The organism is Streptomyces gilvus (assembly GCF_022513565.1).
GTDB classification, from domain to species: Bacteria; Actinomycetota; Actinomycetes; order Streptomycetales; family Streptomycetaceae; genus Streptomyces; species Streptomyces gilvus.
This window is the reverse complement of the sequence record NZ_JAKWBE010000028.1, coordinates 43,235-60,670: the sequence shown is the minus strand read 5'-3', so window position 1 is coordinate 60,670 and position 17,436 is coordinate 43,235. Positions and strand designations below refer to the sequence as shown.

The window sequence follows — 17,436 nt, the reverse complement described above, 5'->3', positions numbered from 1 at the left end:
GAGTGGTCTGAACGAGAGTGGTCTGAGCGACAGTGGTCCAGGTGACGATGGGCTTCATGGCGGCGATCTCCAAGACGTCGGCCTCAGTGACGCCGGGCTTCCCTAGCAAGGGGCTGTGCAGCTGTGCGGCCGGCGTTCGTGTCTGATGGGTGCGCCGCCCGTGGGCGCCGACGGCCTCCCTGGGGTCCGTAACCCCTCGGCGTCACCTGACCGATGGCCGGCCAGTGTGTGACCGACGCCGCCGTCATCCGATCGGCCCCAGTGGCCCCGCCCCCGACCTCCGTCCCACATCCCGATACCCCGCCCAAACCTGCTCGCCTACCCACCCCCCTCCTCCCCTACGCTTGTCCCGTGACCCCCGTCGAGCTCTCCCGTACCGTGCTGCGCGCGGTGCGTTGTGCTGTTGACGACGGGGAACTGAGCGTTGCCGTGCCGGCACGGGCCGTTGTCACCCCGCCCGGGCCCGGGGGCTGCGGTGACTACGCCACCAGCATCGCCCTCCAGCTCGCCCGCCCCGCCGGGCAGCCGCCCCTTCGGGTCGCCGAGATTCTGTGTCGGCATCTGGTCGCTACGGATGGGGTCGCCGGTGTCGCCGTCACCGGGCCCGGGTTCATCAACATCAGCCTTGAGGGTGCCGCTCCCGTCGGCCTCGTGCGGGACATTCTGCGGGCGGGGACGGCGTACGGCCGCAGTGACGCCCTTGCCGGCCGGATCGTCGAGCTGCGCATTCCGTACGAGGTGCGCGCCGAGGTCGTCGCCGACGCGCTCACCCGGATCATCGCCTCCCAGGGCGGCCGCGCCGAGGTCGAGCACGCCGAACCCGTCAGTCTCCGGCCCGTCCCGGCGCCCGGGGACCCCGCTCTGCTCGGTCCCGACGCCGCCCGCTGGGCCCTGCTGCATCTCGCCCCGCACGACCGGCCCCGTATAACCGCCGACCAGCTGGTCCAGCGCGAGAGCAATCCGCTCTTCCGGGTCCGTTACGCCTACGCCCGCACCCGTGCCCTCACCCGCAACGCCGCCGCCCTGGGATTCGCCGCGGAACCCGGGGACGTACGACTGTCCGGCGGTGGCGCGTCGCCGGGTGGTGGGCCCGCGGGTGGAGAAGGGCCGACTGCCGGGTCCGGGGGTCTGCTGCCGCCCCGCCCCCTCACCCAGCCCCCCGACCCCACCCCCCTCCTCACCGCCCTGGCCGACCACCCCCGCGTCCTCCTCGCCGCCGCCACCGACCACGCCCCCGATCGCCTCGCCCGGCATCTCGTCACCGTTGCCGATGCCCTGCTGCCCCTGCTCCCCGCCGTGTTGCCCCGGGGGGAGGAGAAACCCTTGGCCGCCCACCGTGCCCGGCTCGCTCTTGCCGAAGCCGCCGGGGCGGTGCTGGCCGGTGGCCTGTCCCTGCTCGGCATCGACGCACCCCAACACCTCTGAAAGACGACCGAAGATGAGCCGTTCCGCACACCCCGCCGGGCCCCGTCACGCCGATGTCCTGCCCGAGGGGCACTACTCGGCACCGCCCAGCGACCTCAACACCCTCGACTCCAAGGTGTGGGCGCAGACCGTGCGCCGGGACGCCGACGGGGTCGTGACCGTCGGCGGGATCGACGTCAAGGCGATCGCCGAGGAGTTCGGCACCCCGGCGTACGTCCTCGACGAGGCCGACTTCCGTGCCCGGGCGCGTGCCTGGCGTACCGCCTTCGGGCACGACGCCGACGTCTTCTACGCGGGCAAGGCGTTCCTCTCGCGGGCCGTCGTGCGGTGGCTGGACGAGGAAGGGCTCAATCTCGACGTCTGCTCCGGGGGCGAGCTCGCCACCGCGCTCTCCGCGGGTATGCCCGCCGACCGGATCGCCTTCCACGGCAACAACAAGTCGACCGAGGAGATCCGCCGGGCCGTGACCGCCGGGGTCGGGCGGATCGTGCTCGACTCCTTCCAGGAGATCGTGCGGGTCGCCCACATCGCGCAGGAGCTCGGCAAGCGGCAGCGGGTGCAGATCCGGATCACGGTGGGGGTGGAGGCGCACACGCATGAGTTCATCGCCACCGCCCACGAGGACCAGAAGTTCGGGATTCCGCTCGCCGGGGGGCAGGCCGCGGAGGCCGTGCGGCGGGCCCTGCAGCTCGACGGGCTCGAGCTGATCGGGATCCACTCCCACATCGGGTCGCAGATCTTCGACATGTCCGGCTTCGAGGTCGCCGCACATCGGGTGGTCGGACTGCTCAAGGACATCCGGGACGAGCACGGGGTGGAGCTGCCCGAGATCGACCTCGGGGGTGGGCTCGGGATCGCCTACACCAGTGACGACGATCCCCGGGAGCCGCACGAGATCGCCAAGGCGCTCACCGAGATCGTCAGCCGTGAGTGCGACGCGGCCAAGCTCCGCACGCCCCGGATCTCCGTCGAGCCCGGACGCGCCATCGTCGGGCCCACCGCCTTCACGCTCTACGAGGTCGGCACCATCAAGCCCCTCGACGGGCTGCGGACGTACGTCTCCGTCGACGGAGGCATGTCCGACAACATCAGGACCGCGCTCTACGACGCCGAGTACAGCGTCGCCCTCGTCTCCCGGGCCTCCGACGCCGAGCCCATGCTCGCGCGGGTCGTCGGCAAGCACTGCGAGAGCGGGGACATCGTGGTCAAGGACGCGTTCCTGCCGGCCGACTTGGCACCGGGTGACCTCCTCGCCGTACCGGCGACCGGGGCGTACTGCCGGTCCATGGCCAGCAACTACAACCACGTGCTGCGGCCGCCGGTCGTCGCCGTGCGGGACGGCGAGGCGCGGGTGATCGTGCGGCGGGAGACCGAGGAGGATCTTCTCCGGCTCGACGTCGGGTGAGGCCGGCCATAGGGACGGGGGCGGAAGATCTTCGGTCTTTCAGGCCCGTACAAATGAAATAGATGTCTCAGGATTCGGACAATCGGCAGAAAGTCCCGTCCGGTGAGTGAGACTGGTCCAACCGTAGACGGTATGAGGAAACGAGGTCGGATGATGCGTACGCGTCCGCTGAAGGTGGCGCTGCTGGGCTGTGGGGTTGTCGGCTCAGAGGTGGCGCGCATCATGACGACGCACGCGGCCGACCTCGCCGCCCGGATCGGGGCCCCCGTCGAACTCGCGGGGGTCGCGGTACGGCGTCCCGGCAAGGTCCGGGAGGGCATCGACCCGAAACTCGTCACCACCGACGCCACCGCCCTCGTCAAACGCGGCGACATCGACGTCGTGGTGGAGGTCATCGGCGGGATCGAGCCCGCCCGGTCGCTGATCACCACCGCCTTCGAGCACGGGGCCTCCGTCGTCTCCGCCAACAAGGCGCTGCTCGCCCAGGACGGGGCCGCGCTGCACGCGGCGGCGGAGGAGCGGGGCAGGGACCTGTACTACGAGGCCGCCGTCGCGGGCGCGATCCCGCTGATCCGGCCGCTGCGCGAGTCCCTCGCCGGCGACAAGGTCAACCGGGTGCTCGGGATCGTCAACGGCACCACCAACTTCATCCTCGACAAGATGGACTCGATGGGCGCCGGGTACCAGGAGGCCCTCGACGAGGCCACCGCCCTGGGGTACGCGGAAGCCGACCCCACCGCCGACGTCGAGGGCTTCGACGCCGCCGCCAAGGCCGCCATCCTCGCCGGGATCGCCTTCCACTCGCGGGTGCGCCTGGACGACGTCTACCGCGAGGGCATGACCGAGGTCACCGCCGCCGACTTCCGCTCGGCGAAGGAGATGGGCTGCACCATCAAGCTCCTCGCCATCTGCGAGCGGGCCGAGGACGGTCAGTCGGTCACCGCGCGCGTCCATCCCGCGATGATCCCGCTCACGCATCCGCTGGCCTCGGTCCGGGGCGCGTACAACGCCGTGTTCGTGGAGTCCGACGCGAGTGGGCAGCTCATGTTCTACGGGCCCGGTGCGGGCGGCGCCCCCACCGCCTCCGCCGTCCTCGGCGACCTCGTCGCCGTCTGCCGCAACCGGCTGGGCGGCGCGACCGGTCCCGGCGAGTCGGCGTACGCCGCGCTGCCCGTGTCGGGCATGGGCGACGTCGTGACGCGGTACCACATCAGCCTCGACGTCGCCGACAAACCGGGTGTTCTCGCCCAGGTCGCGACGGTGTTCGCCGAGCACGGGGTGTCGATCGACACCGTTCGGCAACAGGGCAAGGACGGCGAGGCCTCTCTCGTCGTCGTCACCCACCGCGCGTCCGACGCCTCCCTGTCCGGGACCGTCGAGGCGCTGCGCAAGCTCGACACCGTGCGGGGTGTCGCCAGCATCATGCGGGTTGAAGGAGAGTAACCAGCAATGACCCACCAGTGGCGCGGAATCATCGAGGAGTACCGGGACCGGCTGCCCGTCTCCGACACCACGCCGGTCGTGACGCTCCGCGAGGGCGGCACGCCCCTCGTGCCCGCGCAGGTGCTCTCCGAGCGCACGGGCTGCGAGGTCCACCTGAAGGTGGAGGGCGCGAACCCGACCGGGTCCTTCAAGGACCGCGGGATGACCATGGCCATCAGCAGGGCCAAGGAGGAGGGCGCGCAGGCAGTCATCTGTGCCTCCACGGGCAACACCTCCGCCTCCGCGGCCGCCTACGCCGTGCGCGCGGGCATGGTCTCGGCCGTGCTCGTGCCGCAGGGCAAGATCGCGCTGGGCAAGATGGGACAGGCGCTGGTGCACGGCGCCAAGATCCTCCAGGTCGACGGCAACTTCGACGACTGCCTCACCCTCGCCCGCTCGCTGAGCGACAACTACCCGGTGGCGCTGGTCAATTCGGTCAACCCGGTGCGCATCGAGGGACAGAAGACGGCCTCCTTCGAAATCGTCGACATGCTCGGCGACGCGCCCGACATCCACGTCCTGCCGGTCGGCAACGCGGGCAACATCACGGCCTACTGGAAGGGCTACACGGAGTACGCCGCCGACGGCGTGGCCAAGCGGAAGCCCCGGATGTGGGGCTTCCAGGCCTCCGGCTCAGCGCCCATCGTGCGCGGCGAGGTGGTCAAGGACCCGTCGACCATCGCCACCGCCATCCGCATCGGCAACCCCGCGTCCTGGCAGTACGCGCTCGCCGCGCGGGACGAGTCCGGCGGGGCCATCGACGAGGTGACGGACCGTGAGATCCTGCGCGCCTACCGGCTGTTGGCCTCCCAGGAGGGCGTCTTCGTGGAGCCCGCCTCCGCCGCCTCCGTGGCCGGTCTGCTGAAGGCCGCCGAGCAGGGCAAGGTCGACCCGGGCCAGACCATCGTGTGCACCGTCACCGGCAACGGCCTCAAGGACCCCGACTGGGCCGTCGCCGGCGCCCCGCAGCCGGTCACCGTCCCGGTCGACGCGGCCACCGCCGCGGAGCGCCTCGGCCTCGCCTGACCGGGGACCGACCAGGACCCCGACCGGGAACTCCTCAGCGACTCCGGGGGTTGTCCCTACGGGGGTGCACAGGGGGCTTACGACACGCATCGTGCGCCTCCTGTGCGCCCTATGTCGCCACAGAACCTTCCTTCGATAGGCTGTACCGAACCCGCCCGCCGCATATGCCCTCGCATCTGGCGGGTACCGCGCCGTCTCCACGGCCCGCAGGGTCTTCGTACGTCATCGAATGTCAATCGAATGCCATTCGACAATCACGCAGCTCAAGGAGAGTCGTCGAGCGATGGCCGGTCCAGCGTTCCGCGCCGCCGCCGTGCGGGTGCGCGTCCCCGCCACCAGCGCCAACCTCGGCCCGGGCTTCGACGCCCTGGGTCTGTCGCTGGGGCTCTACGACGACGTCGTCGTGCGGGTGGCCGACTCCGGGCTGCACATCGACATCGCCGGCGAGGGCAGCGAGACGCTGCCACGTGACGAAAACCACCTTCTCGTACGGTCCCTGCGCACCGCCTTCGATCTGCTGGGCGGACAGCCGCGCGGCCTGGAGATCGTGTGCGCCAACCGCATCCCGCACGGCCGCGGCCTGGGCTCCTCCTCCGCCGCCATCTGCGCCGGGATCGTCGCCGCGCGCGCCGTGACCATAGGCGGCGAGGCCCGGCTCGACGACACCGCGCTGCTGGAGCTCGCGACCGAGATCGAGGGCCACCCCGACAACGTGGCCCCCTGTCTGCTCGGCGGCTTCACCATCGCCTGGATGGAGGCGGGGGCCGCCCGGGCGATCAGGCTGGAGCCCGCCGATTCCATCGTTCCGGTGGTTTTCGTGCCCGGAAAGCCGGTCCTGACCGAGACCGCGCGCGGACTGCTCCCGCGCTCCGTGCCGCACGTCGACGCCGCCGCCAACGCGGGCCGGGCGGCCCTGCTCGTCGAGGCCCTGACCAGGCGCCCCGAGCTGCTGCTGCCCGCCACCGAGGACCGGCTGCACCAGGAGTACCGCGCCCCGGCCATGCCGGAGAGCGCCGCGCTGGTGGAGCGGCTGCGGGCCGACGGGGTCCCGGCGGTCATCTCCGGAGCCGGGCCCACGGTGCTGGCGCTGGTCGACGCCGACAGCGCCGACAAGGTGTCCCATCTGGCAGGCGAGGGGTGGGCCGCCAACCGGCTCGACCTCGACGCCCGGGGAGCGAGCGTGCTGCCGCTTGCGACCTGACACACGGTTGCCGGATTTCGAGAGGGGGAATGTTTGTTGGATCCGGTAGTGTTAACCTCAAGTCTGCACCCGACCCCACCATGGCGAGGTGCTTCGTGTCCCCGTCCGGGACAGACATTCTTCCGGGAGCCTCCCAAGCCGCACTGTGGTCCGTACGACGTACGTGGGCAGTACCTCGTACGCGGGCACTGAGCGACTTGCCGGGCACGCTCCGGAATCGGTGCGACCAGGTCATGTGACACCGGCACTCGGTGCCACGGCTTTGGGAAGCGCCATCCCAGATATCGCCTCCGCCATCTTTGGCGGACCACCGCCCCGGCGCGGTCCACACACCAAGGACCAAGCCGGAAGCACAACCGGTCGCCGAGCCAGAAGGCCGACGTCCGCTCCAGGGAAGGACCCTTCGTGAGCGACACCACCGATCTGATGGGCGCACGTGTCGAGGAGACCGCTGCCGCGCCCGCCACGGACGCCTCCGCGCCTGCCACCGGTGCCGGCTCCCGGCGGCGCCGCGGTACCGGCCTCGAGGGCATGGTGCTGGCCGAGCTGCAGCAGGTCGCCTCGGGCCTCGGTATCAGGGGCACCGCGCGGATGCGCAAGAGCCAGCTGATCGAGGTCATCAAGGAGGCGCAGGCGGGAGGTGGGGCCCCGGCTGCCAAGGCCGACGCCGCCGCCGAGACCAAGCCGAAGCGCCGGGCCACCTCCAAGGCCCGTACCGGCGACGACGCCGCTCCCGCCGCCGACAGGAAGTCGGCCGAGGCGCCCGCCGAGACGGCCGTGGCCCAGCAGCAGATCGAGATTCCCGGCCAGCCCGCGAGCGAGGACGCGCCCACCGAGCGCCGTCGTCGCCGGGCCACCGCCGAGGCCGGCGCCCCCGCGTCGAACAGCGCCGAGACCATCGTCGCCGAGGCCAAGAGCGAGCCGAAGGCCGAGAACCCGGCCCAGGCGCAGCCGCAGGGCGAGGCCAAGGGCGACGCCGGTGACGGCGAGGGCCGTGGCCGCCGCGACCGCAGGGACCGCGGCCGTGACCGCGGCGACCGGCAGGACCGCGGCGAGCGCGGGGACCGGCAGGACCGCGGTGACCGTCGCAAGGGCGACGACCAGCAGGGCCAGCGTCAGCAGCAGAACCAGCAGCAGGGCGGCGGCCGTCAGGACCGGGGCGCCGGTCCGCAGGACGACGACGACTTCGAGGGCGGCCGTCGTGGCCGCCGGGGCCGTTACCGGGACCGTCGTGGCCGTCGCGGCCGTGACGAGATGGGCGGCGCCGAGCCGCAGCTCGCCGAGGACGACGTCCTGATCCCGGTCGCGGGCATCCTGGACATCCTGGACAACTACGCCTTCATCCGGACCTCCGGCTACCTCCCGGGTCCCAACGACGTCTACGTCTCCCTCGCCCAGGTCCGCAAGAACGGCCTGCGCAAGGGCGACCACGTCACCGGTGCGGTCCGCCAGCCCAAGGAAGGCGAGCGGCGCGAGAAGTTCAACGCCCTGGTGCGGCTGGACTCCGTCAACGGCATGGCGCCCGAACACGGCCGTGGCCGCCCGGAGTTCAACAAGCTGACCCCGCTCTACCCGCAGGACCGCCTCCGTCTGGAGACGGACCCGGGCGTGCTGACGACCCGCATCATCGACCTCGTGTCGCCGATCGGTAAGGGCCAGCGCGGTCTGATCGTGGCCCCGCCGAAGACCGGCAAGACCATGATCATGCAGGCGATCGCCAACGCGATCACGCACAACAACCCCGAGTGCCACCTGATGGTCGTCCTGGTCGACGAGCGTCCGGAAGAGGTCACCGACATGCAGCGGTCGGTCAAGGGCGAGGTCATCTCCTCGACCTTCGACCGCCCGGCCGAGGACCACACCACGGTCGCCGAGCTCGCCATCGAGCGGGCGAAGCGTCTGGTGGAGCTGGGTCACGACGTGGTCGTGCTGCTCGACTCGATCACCCGTCTGGGCCGTGCGTACAACCTCGCCGCCCCGGCCTCCGGCCGCATCCTGTCCGGTGGTGTCGACTCGACCGCCCTGTACCCGCCGAAGCGCTTCTTCGGTGCGGCCCGCAACATCGAGGACGGCGGCTCGCTGACCATCCTCGCCACCGCGCTGGTGGACACGGGGTCCCGCATGGACGAGGTGATCTTCGAGGAGTTCAAGGGCACCGGCAACATGGAGCTCAAGCTCGACCGGAAGCTCGCCGACAAGCGCATCTTCCCGGCGGTGGACGTGGACGCGTCCGGCACCCGTAAGGAAGAGATCCTGCTCGGCAACGAGGAGCTGTCCGTCGTCTGGAAGCTGCGCCGGGTGCTGCACGCGCTCGACCAGCAGCAGGCGATCGAGCTGCTCCTCGACAAGATGAAGCAGACCAAGTCGAACGTCGAGTTCCTGATGCAGATCCAGAAGACGACGCCGACCCCCGGCAACGGAGACTGAGCGCTCCCCGCGCCCCTGAGGGTGTCAGGGCCGGCCCCCGTCACGAGAGTGACGGGGGCCGGCCCTTTGGCGCTGATAGGAGGGGGCGTGCTCGCAACGCCCCCTCCTGTCACTTGTGTCCCCTGGGGGAACCTCCTTGTCCACATCCCTGTCCGGCGGGCGTCACAGACGCCGGATTCGTTTCGGGCTGCCCGTCGCCGCCGCGGGCGTCGCCGCGGCCGTCGGGATCGCGCTGTCCACCGCGTCGGCGAACGCCGCGACCCCGGTGCCCACGCCCACCGCCAAGCCGGCCACCCGCTCCGTGCCGGTCGCCGAGCTGACCAAGCGCATCGCCGGCGCGCTCACCACCGAGCCCAGCGCCGCGAGGTCGTCCTACAGCGCGAGCACGACCGGCTCGACCGTCTCGCCGCAGGTCATCGGCGGCACCGACACCACCCTCACCACCGCGCCCTGGATGGCGCAGCTGTGGTACTACGACGACTCCGACAGCAGCAACGTCGTGAGCTTCTTCTGCGGCGGCACCGTCGTGGCGCCGACGAAGATCCTCACCGCCGCGCACTGCGTCAAGGACGAGAACGGCAAGGCCTACAACTGGAAGGCCTACGGCGCCGTCCTGACCGGCACCTCGCAGACCCCGACGACCGACAGCTCGGGCAACACCGACCTGCACGGCGGCACCGTCTCGCTGCCGCTGCGGCAGTGGAACCACCCGTCGTTCAGCCCGACGACCGTCAACAACGACATCGCCGTCCTCACCCTCGCCGCGCCGGTCACCGCCACGCCCCTGCGGATGACGACGTCCGGCGACACCGCCTCGTACGCCGGCGGCACCCCCGCCCGGCTCTACGGCTGGGGGCGCACCAGCTCCAGCAGCAGCGACATCTCCCAGACGCTGAAGTCGGCCGCGCTGACCATCCACGCCGACACCACCTGCTCCGCCGCCTGGGGCTCCCTTTACGTCAAGGGGCACATGATCTGCGCCGGCACGCAGAGCGGCACCGACAGCGGGACCAAGGCCTCCTGCAACGGTGACTCCGGCGGGCCGCTGGTCGTGAACAACCGGATCGTGGGCGTCGTCTCCTGGGGCGTCGAGAACTGTGTGAAGAAGGGCTACTACAGCGTCTTCACCAAGGTCAGCAGCTACGTCGGCGCCGCCTACGCGAACGTCGACGACACCAACCTCAGCTCCACGGACGGCAAGGCCGATCTGTTCGTGCGCAACTCCTCCACCAAGGAGGCGTTCGAGAAGGACTCCACCGGCTCCGCGTTCGCCGCCCGGGTCTCCCTGGGGTCGTACGACGGGGTCAACGTCGTCCTGCAGACCGATCTGAACCGGGACGGCTACCAGGACCTGGTGCTGCGCCAGAGCTCCACCGGCGACGTCTACTGGCTGCACTACGTGCCCTCCAGCGACTCCTGGGCCAGGACGAAGATCTTCAGCGGCTGGACGACCCGGACCCGGATCGTCACCCCGGGCGACGTCACCGGCGACTACCTGCCCGACCTGCTGTCCGTCGACTCCGGCGGCACGCTGTGGATCTACCCGGGCAAGGGCAACGGCACCTTCGCCGCCCGGGTGAAGGTCGGCGGTGGCTGGAACCAGTACGACGTCCTGCGGGGCAAGGGCGACTTCACCGGCGACGGCAAGGCCGACCTGCTCGCCCGCAACCGGAGCACCGGGGACCTGTACCTCTACAAGGGCACCGGAAAGTCCGGTACGGGTGCCTTCTCGGCCCGGACCAAGGTGCGCAGCGCCTGGACCGGCTACAACGCCTTCGACGCGATCGGGGACGTCAACGGCGACGGCCGGGCCGACTTCCTCGCCCGCACGCCCGGCGGCACCCTGTATCTCTACAAGGGCACCGGTAAGGCCACGAGCGAGATCTTTGCCACAAGAGTCTCGGTCGGTGGCGGTTTCCAGCAGTACGACCTCTTCGGCTGAAACCCCTGGTGACGGCGGTACGCCCGTCAACCTCAGTGACGCTCTGTGCCCAACCTTCCACGGGTTGGGCACAGTGCGTTGTGCAACCCTTTCCCGAGTTTCCCCGTCTGACCGGACGGAGCGACGATGGAGCGGTACCAGCCGCGCCGATCCAGGCCTGTCCCTGAAAGCAGGGGGTAACCGACCGTACGAGATTCGAGGAGCACATGTCAGCCGAGAGCACTCCGGACCCCGGTATACCGGGTGACACCGGGACCAACGGTCCGCGCCGTCGCGCCAAGGGGCGTCGCCGCAAACCGCGCAGCGAGCACCACAAGGCCCTGATCCTGATGGCCTGGACCGCCGCGGGGATCGTCGTGCTGGGCGGCACCGGAGCCGGCTACCTGTACTTCAAGCTCAACGGCAACATCAAGAGCGTCGACATCAACCAGGCCCTCGGCACCGACCGGCCGACCAAGGTCGCGGGCGGCTCCGAGAACATCCTGGTCCTCGGTTCGGACTCGCGCTCGGGGAGCAACAAGAAGCTCGGCGGCGGCGCCGACGACGGCAGCGCCCGCTCGGACACCGCGATGATCGTGCACGTCTACAAGGGCCACAAGAGCGCCGGCGTGGTCTCCATCCCCCGCGACACCCTCGTCGACCGCCCCGAGTGCACCGACACCAAGGGCCAGAAGCACGACGCCGCCTCCGGCGTGATGTTCAACTCCGCCTATTCCACGGGCGGGGCGGCCTGCGCGGTGAAGACCGTGGAGTCGCTCACCGGGCTGCGCATGGACCACTACCTCGAGGTCGACTTCCAGGGCTTCGAGAAGCTCATCGACGAACTCGGCGGTGTCCCCGTCACCACGACGAAGAACATCGACGACAAACAGAGCCACCTCGACCTCAAGGCCGGCACGCACACCCTCGACGGCAAGCAGGCCCTGGGCCTCGTCCGCACCCGGCACGGCGTCGGCGACGGCTCCGACCTCGGCCGCATCCAGCTCCAACAGGCGTTCATCAAGGCCCTGGTCGACCAGGTCAAGCACGTCGGCATCTTCACCAACCCCAAGAAGCTGTACGACCTCGCCGACACCGCCACCAAGTCCGTCACCACCGACTCCGACCTGGGCTCGGTCAACTCCCTGATGTCCTTCGCGAACGGTCTGAAGGGCATCGGCTCCTCGAAGATGCACATGGTGACGATGCCGGTCCGGTACGACCCGGCGAACCCCAACCGCGTCATCATCGAGAAGGCCAAGGCCCAGCAGGTCTGGGACGCCCTGCGCAAGGACCTGCCGATCCCGGCGAGCGCCACCAAGGACACGGCGTCCGGCGAAGCCCGGGGCGTCGTGGAATAGATCGCCCAGGCCCCCGGTTTTGGGGGATGGCCCCAGTCCTGGCAGACTGGTACGTCGGCTCCGGTTCACGCCTGTCGCATCCCGCGGCGGCGACCCGGCGCCCTCCCGGAACTAGGAGACACCTTGAAGCGCGACATCCACCCCGAGTACGTCGAGACGCAGGTCAGCTGCACCTGTGGCGCGTCGTTCACCACCCGCAGCACGATCTCCAGCGGCACCATCCGCGCCGAGGTCTGCTCCGAGTGCCACCCGTTCTACACGGGCAAGCAGAAGATCCTCGACACCGGTGGCCGTGTGGCCCGCTTCGAGGCCCGCTTCGGCAAGGCTGCGGCCGGCTCCAAGAAGTAGCGAGCTCCAATCCGCCGGTCCACGGCCGCGCCCTTCCACAGGCGCGCCGGGACCGGCGTTTTTGGTCGCCCGCCTTCCCCTTTTCGTTCGCAGTATCAGGAGCCCAGAGATGTTCGAGGCCGTCGAGGACCTCGTCGGTGAGCACGCCGACCTGGAGAAGAAGCTCGCCGATCCGTCGGTCCACTCCGACCAGGCCAACGCGCGCAAGCTGAACAAGCGGTACGCCGAGCTCACCCCGATCGTCGCCACGTACCGCTCCTGGAAGCAGACCGGCGACGACATCGAGACCGCCCGTGAACTCGCCGCCGACGACCCGGACTTCGCCGCAGAGGTCAAGGAGCTGGAGAAGACGCGCGAGGAACTCACCGAGAAGCTGCGGCTGCTGCTCGTCCCGCGCGACCCGAGCGACGACAAGGACGTCATCCTGGAGATCAAGGCGGGCGCGGGCGGCGACGAGTCGGCCCTGTTCGCCGGCGACCTCCTGCGGATGTACCTGCGCTACGCCGAGCGCGTCGGCTGGAAGACCGAGATCATCGACGCCACCGAGTCCGAGCTGGGCGGCTACAAGGACGTCCAGGTCGCCGTGAAGACCAAGGGCGGCCAGGGCGCCACCGAGCCCGGGCAGGGCGTCTGGGCGCGGCTGAAGTACGAGGGCGGTGTGCACCGCGTGCAGCGCGTGCCGGCGACCGAGTCCCAGGGCCGTATCCACACCTCCGCCGCCGGTGTGCTGGTCACGCCCGAGGCCGAGGAGGTCGACGTCGAGATCAACCCCAACGACCTCCGCATCGACGTCTACCGCTCCTCCGGCCCCGGCGGCCAGTCCGTCAACACGACCGACTCCGCCGTGCGCATCACGCACATCCCCACCGGAGTCGTCGCCTCCTGCCAGAACGAGAAGAGCCAGCTGCAGAACAAGGAGCAGGCGATGCGTATCCTGCGCTCCAGGCTGCTCGCAGCGGCGCAGGAGGAGGCGGAGAAGGAGGCCGCCGACGCCCGCCGTAGCCAGGTCCGCACCGTCGACCGCTCCGAGAAGATCCGCACGTACAACTTCCCGGAGAACCGCCTCTCGGACCACCGCGTCGGCTTCAAGGCGTACAACCTGGACCAGGTCCTGGACGGCGACCTCGACGCGGTGATCCAGGCCTGCGTCGACGCGGACTCGGCGGCGAAGCTGGCGGCCGCCTAAGAGGTACCGACGCACGACCCAGTACGACACGGAGGAATGCGTGAACCTGCTGCTCGCAGAGGTGGCACAGGCCACCCAGCGGCTGGCCGACGCCGGCGTGCCCTCGCCGCGCAACGACGCGGAGGAGCTCGCCGCGTTCGTGCACGGCGTGAAGCGGGGCGCGCTGCACTCCGTCAAGGACGCGGACTTCGACGCCCGGTACTGGGAGGTCATCGCCCGGCGCGAGCAGCGCGAGCCGTTGCAGCACATCACCGGGCGGGCCTACTTCCGCTACCTCGAACTCCACGTCGGGCCGGGCGTGTTCGTGCCGCGGCCGGAGACCGAGTCCGTGGTCGGGTGGGCCATAGACGCCGTACGCGCGATGGACGTCGTCGAGCCGACCATCGTCGACCTGTGCACCGGCTCCGGCGCCATCGCGCTCGCCCTCGCCCAGGAGGTCCCGCGCTCCAAGGTGCACGCCGTGGAGCTCTCCGAGGACGCCCTGGTCTGGACCCGCAAGAACGTCGAGGGCTCGCGGGTCGACCTGCGGCAGGGCAACGCGCTGGACGCCTTTCCCGACCTCGACGGACAGGTCGACCTGGTCATCTCCAACCCGCCGTACATCCCGCTGACCGAATGGGAGTACGTCGCCCCCGAGGCGCGGGACTACGATCCCGAACTCGCCCTGTTCTCCGGTGAGGACGGCCTCGACCTCATCCGCGGTCTGGAACGGACCGCACACCGGCTCCTGCGCCCCGGCGGGGTGGTCGTCGTCGAACACGCCGACACCCAGGGCGGCCAGGTGCCGTGGATCTTCACCGAGGAGCGGGGCTGGGCCGACGCGGCCGACCACCCCGACCTCAACAACCGCCCCCGGTTCGCCACGGCCCGCAAGGCACTGCCGTGAGCACCGCCCAGAGAGCTTGTCTGGATCCCAGGAACACGTTGTACGAGGAGGCCCGCTAGATATGGCACGGCGATACGACACCAACGACGCGACCGACCGCACGACCGGTCTGCGTGAGGCCGCGTCCGCCGTCCGCCGTGGCGAGCTGGTCGTCCTCCCGACCGACACGGTGTACGGCATCGGCGCGGACGCGTTCTCCTCGGAGGCCGTCGCCGATCTGCTGGAGGCCAAGGGGCGGGGCCGCAACATGCCCACGCCCGTCCTCATCGGCTCCCCGAACACCCTGCACGGCCTCGTCACGGACTTCTCCGAGCCGGCCTGGGAGCTCGTCGACGCGTTCTGGCCGGGCGCGCTGACGATCGTCGCCAAGCACCAGCCGTCGCTGCAGTGGAACCTGGGGGACACCCGGGGCACCGTGGCCGTCCGCATGCCGCTGCACCCGGTCGCCATCGAGCTGCTGACCGAGGTCGGCCCCATGGCGGTGTCCTCGGCGAACCTGACCGGGCACCCGGCGCCGGAGGACTGCGACGCCGCGCAGGAGATGCTCGGCGACTCGGTCTCCGTCTACCTCGACGGCGGCCCCACCCCCGGCAACGTCCCGTCCTCCATCGTCGACGTCACCGGCCCGGTACCGGTGCTGCTCCGCGAGGGCGCGCTGTCCCCGGAGGAGCTCCGCAAGGTCGTCCCCGACCTCGAGGTGGCGAATTGACAGCCCCTGACGCGGGGCGTGGCATAGGCAACGGGGAAATCGCCGCGGAGATCACGACGACGTTCGTGGGGCTTCCGCGTGATGTCTTCCGGATCCTCCACGTCAGCACCGGCAACGTGTGCCGCTCGCCCATCACCGAGCGGCTGACGCGGCATTACGTGAAACAGCGGCTCGGGATCCTGGGCAGTGCGCTGATCGTGGAGAGCGCGGGGACCTGGGGTCACGAGGGCGCGCCCATGGAGGCCAACGCGGAAGCCGTGCTGGCCGAGTTCGGCGCGGACGCCTCCGGGTTCACGGGCCGGGAGCTGCTGGACGAGCACGTGATCATGGCGGATCTGGTCCTGACGGCCACCCGCGACCACCGCGCCCAGGTCATCTCGATGGGCCACTCGGCCGGCCTGCGCACCTTCACGCTGAAGGAGTTCACCCGTCTGGTGCGCGCGATAGACCCGGCCACGCTGCCTCCGCTGGAGGAGGGCGTGGTCGTCCGCGCGCGTGCCCTGGTCCGCGCCGCGGCCGCTCTACGCGGGTGGCTGCTCGCGCCCACCGCCGAGGCGGACGAGGTCTACGACCCCTACGGCGCACCCCTGACGTTCTTCCGGTCGATCGGCGACGAGATACACCAGGCGCTGGATCCGGTCGTCACGGCGCTCACGGGTGTCCCCGCGAGGATGTAAGAACCGAGCACCCCACAGGTCCCAGGCCTACATTGGTCGTACGTCATCGCCGACGCCCCCGGAGCCCACCATGCCGGTCACCCACACCCTCGATGCCGCCGACGTCCTGCGGCGGCAGGACCCCGAGCTGGCCGAGATCCTGCTCGGGGAACTCGACCGGCAGTCGACGACGCTGCAACTCGTCGCCGCCGAGAACTTCTGCTCCCCGGCCGTGCTGGCCGCGCTCGGGTCGCCGCTGGCCAACAAGTACGCCGAGGGATATCCGGGCGCCCGGCACCACGGCGGCTGCGAGATCGTCGACGTCGCCGAACGGCTCGCCGTCGACCGGGCCAAGGCGCTGTTCCGGGCCGAGCACGCCAACGTCCAGTCGCATTCCGGGTCCAGCGCCGTACTGGCCGCGTACGCGGCCCTGCTGCGCCCCGGTGACACCGTCCTCGCCCTCGGCCTCCCGTACGGCGGCCACCTCACCCACGGCTCACCCGCGAACTTCTCCGGCCGCTGGTTCGACTTCGTCGGCTACGGCGTGGACGCGGAGACCGGGCTCATCGACTACGACCAGGTGCGGACGCTCGCCCGCAACCACCGGCCCAAGGCGATCGTGTGCGGCTCCATCGCCTACCCCCGGCACATCGACTACGCCCTCTTCCGCGAGGTCGCCGACGAGGTGGGCGCGTATCTCATCGCCGACGCCGCGCACCCCATGGGGCTCGTCGCCGGGGGAGCGGCGCCCAGCCCGGTGCCGTACGCCGACATCGTCTGCGCGACCACGCACAAGGTGCTGCGCGGGCCGCGCGGCGGGATGATCCTGTGCGGCGCCGAGCTGGCCGAGCGCGTCGACCGGGCGGTGTTCCCCTTCACCCAGGGCGGCGCGCAGATGCACACCATCGCCGCGAAGGCCGTCGCGTTCGGCGAGGCGGCGACCCCCGACTTCACCGCGTACGCCCGTCAGGTGGTCGCCAACGCGAGGGTCCTCGCGGCCGGGCTGGCCGCCGAGGGGCTGGTGGTGACGACCGGAGGGACGGACACGCACCTGATCACCGCCGATCCCGCGCCGCTCGGCGTCGACGGCCGCGGCGCGCGGGGCCGGCTCGCGGCGGCCGGGATGGTGCTGGACTGCTGCGCCCTGCCGCACGGCGACGCGCGCGGACTGAGGCTCGGCACGGCGGCCGTGACCACGCAGGGCATGGGCGAGGAGGAGATGGGCCTTATTGCCGGTTTGTTCGGGAACGTGCTGCGCGGCGAGGTCGAAAGTCAGAGGGCGCGTGATCATGTGCGCGAGCTGACCGGTAGATTCCCGCCGTATTCGCGCTGAGCGGGGGTAGGCGCAGCTGCGTACACCTGGTTGCAACCTGAGGACACAGACACACGTGCAACCATCGTCG

The 17,436-nt window shown here is 70.7% G+C and carries 14 protein-coding genes; all 14 read left to right on the top strand.

Annotation, left to right across the window (positions count from 1 at the left end; genetic code table 11):
- The first annotated feature begins 351 nt into the window (after window positions 1-351).
- The 14 genes from nrtL (at window position 352) to glyA (ending at window position 17,366) form a co-directional block, all read left to right on the top strand.
- On the top strand, window positions 352-1,425 hold the full coding sequence (gene nrtL, locus MKW14_RS32230) for an ArgS-related anticodon-binding protein NrtL (RefSeq protein ID WP_240868684.1): 1,074 nt from the start codon (window positions 352-354) through the stop codon (window positions 1,423-1,425).
- Window positions 1,426-1,438: 13 nt separating this feature from the next.
- Entirely contained in the window at window positions 1,439-2,830 is a 1,392-nt protein-coding gene (gene lysA / locus MKW14_RS32225) for a diaminopimelate decarboxylase (protein ID WP_240868682.1), read from the top strand.
- Window positions 2,831-2,980: 150 nt separating this feature from the next.
- Window positions 2,981-4,273, top strand: a complete 1,293-nt coding sequence (locus tag MKW14_RS32220) for a homoserine dehydrogenase (protein ID WP_240868680.1) — start codon at window positions 2,981-2,983, stop codon at window positions 4,271-4,273.
- A gap of 6 nt (window positions 4,274-4,279) precedes the next feature.
- Window positions 4,280-5,338 (top strand): threonine synthase, encoded by a 1,059-nt coding sequence (gene thrC, locus MKW14_RS32215; RefSeq protein WP_240868677.1) that lies wholly within the window; start codon window positions 4,280-4,282, stop codon window positions 5,336-5,338.
- Window positions 5,339-5,621: 283 nt separating this feature from the next.
- A complete protein-coding gene (gene thrB, locus MKW14_RS32210; protein WP_240868675.1) occupies window positions 5,622-6,539 on the top strand; it encodes a homoserine kinase in 918 nt (305 codons plus the stop codon).
- Window positions 6,540-6,944: 405 nt separating this feature from the next.
- Entirely contained in the window at window positions 6,945-8,966 is a 2,022-nt protein-coding gene (gene rho / locus MKW14_RS32205; RefSeq protein ID WP_240868672.1) for a transcription termination factor Rho, read from the top strand.
- A gap of 136 nt (window positions 8,967-9,102) precedes the next feature.
- On the top strand, window positions 9,103-10,908 hold the full coding sequence (locus MKW14_RS32200) for a trypsin-like serine protease (RefSeq protein WP_240868670.1): 1,806 nt from the start codon (window positions 9,103-9,105) through the stop codon (window positions 10,906-10,908).
- A gap of 206 nt (window positions 10,909-11,114) precedes the next feature.
- The gene (locus tag MKW14_RS32195; RefSeq protein WP_240868667.1) at window positions 11,115-12,248 is read left to right on the top strand and encodes an LCP family protein; all 1,134 of its coding nucleotides are present in this window, start codon (window positions 11,115-11,117) and stop codon (window positions 12,246-12,248) included.
- 123 nt (window positions 12,249-12,371) lie between these two features.
- Window positions 12,372-12,596, top strand: a complete 225-nt coding sequence (rpmE, locus tag MKW14_RS32190; protein WP_019753312.1) for a 50S ribosomal protein L31 — start codon at window positions 12,372-12,374, stop codon at window positions 12,594-12,596.
- Window positions 12,597-12,705: 109 nt separating this feature from the next.
- Window positions 12,706-13,782: a peptide chain release factor 1 gene (gene prfA, locus MKW14_RS32185; RefSeq protein ID WP_240868664.1), complete on the top strand. Its 1,077-nt coding sequence runs from the start codon at window positions 12,706-12,708 to the stop codon at window positions 13,780-13,782.
- A 40-nt stretch (window positions 13,783-13,822) separates the two neighbouring features.
- Complete coding sequence (prmC, locus tag MKW14_RS32180) at window positions 13,823-14,668, top strand: peptide chain release factor N(5)-glutamine methyltransferase (RefSeq protein WP_240868662.1); 846 nt, start codon at window positions 13,823-13,825, stop codon at window positions 14,666-14,668.
- Window positions 14,669-14,729: 61 nt separating this feature from the next.
- Window positions 14,730-15,377 (top strand): L-threonylcarbamoyladenylate synthase, encoded by a 648-nt coding sequence (locus tag MKW14_RS32175; RefSeq protein WP_240868660.1) that lies wholly within the window; start codon window positions 14,730-14,732, stop codon window positions 15,375-15,377.
- Window positions 15,374-16,054: an arsenate reductase/protein-tyrosine-phosphatase family protein gene (locus MKW14_RS32170; RefSeq protein WP_240868657.1), complete on the top strand. Its 681-nt coding sequence runs from the start codon at window positions 15,374-15,376 to the stop codon at window positions 16,052-16,054. Before MKW14_RS32175 ends, MKW14_RS32170 begins: the two co-directional genes overlap by 4 nt.
- A 70-nt stretch (window positions 16,055-16,124) precedes the next feature.
- Window positions 16,125-17,366: a serine hydroxymethyltransferase gene (gene glyA, locus MKW14_RS32165; protein WP_240868654.1), complete on the top strand. Its 1,242-nt coding sequence runs from the start codon at window positions 16,125-16,127 to the stop codon at window positions 17,364-17,366.
- Window positions 17,367-17,436 lie beyond the last annotated feature (70 nt).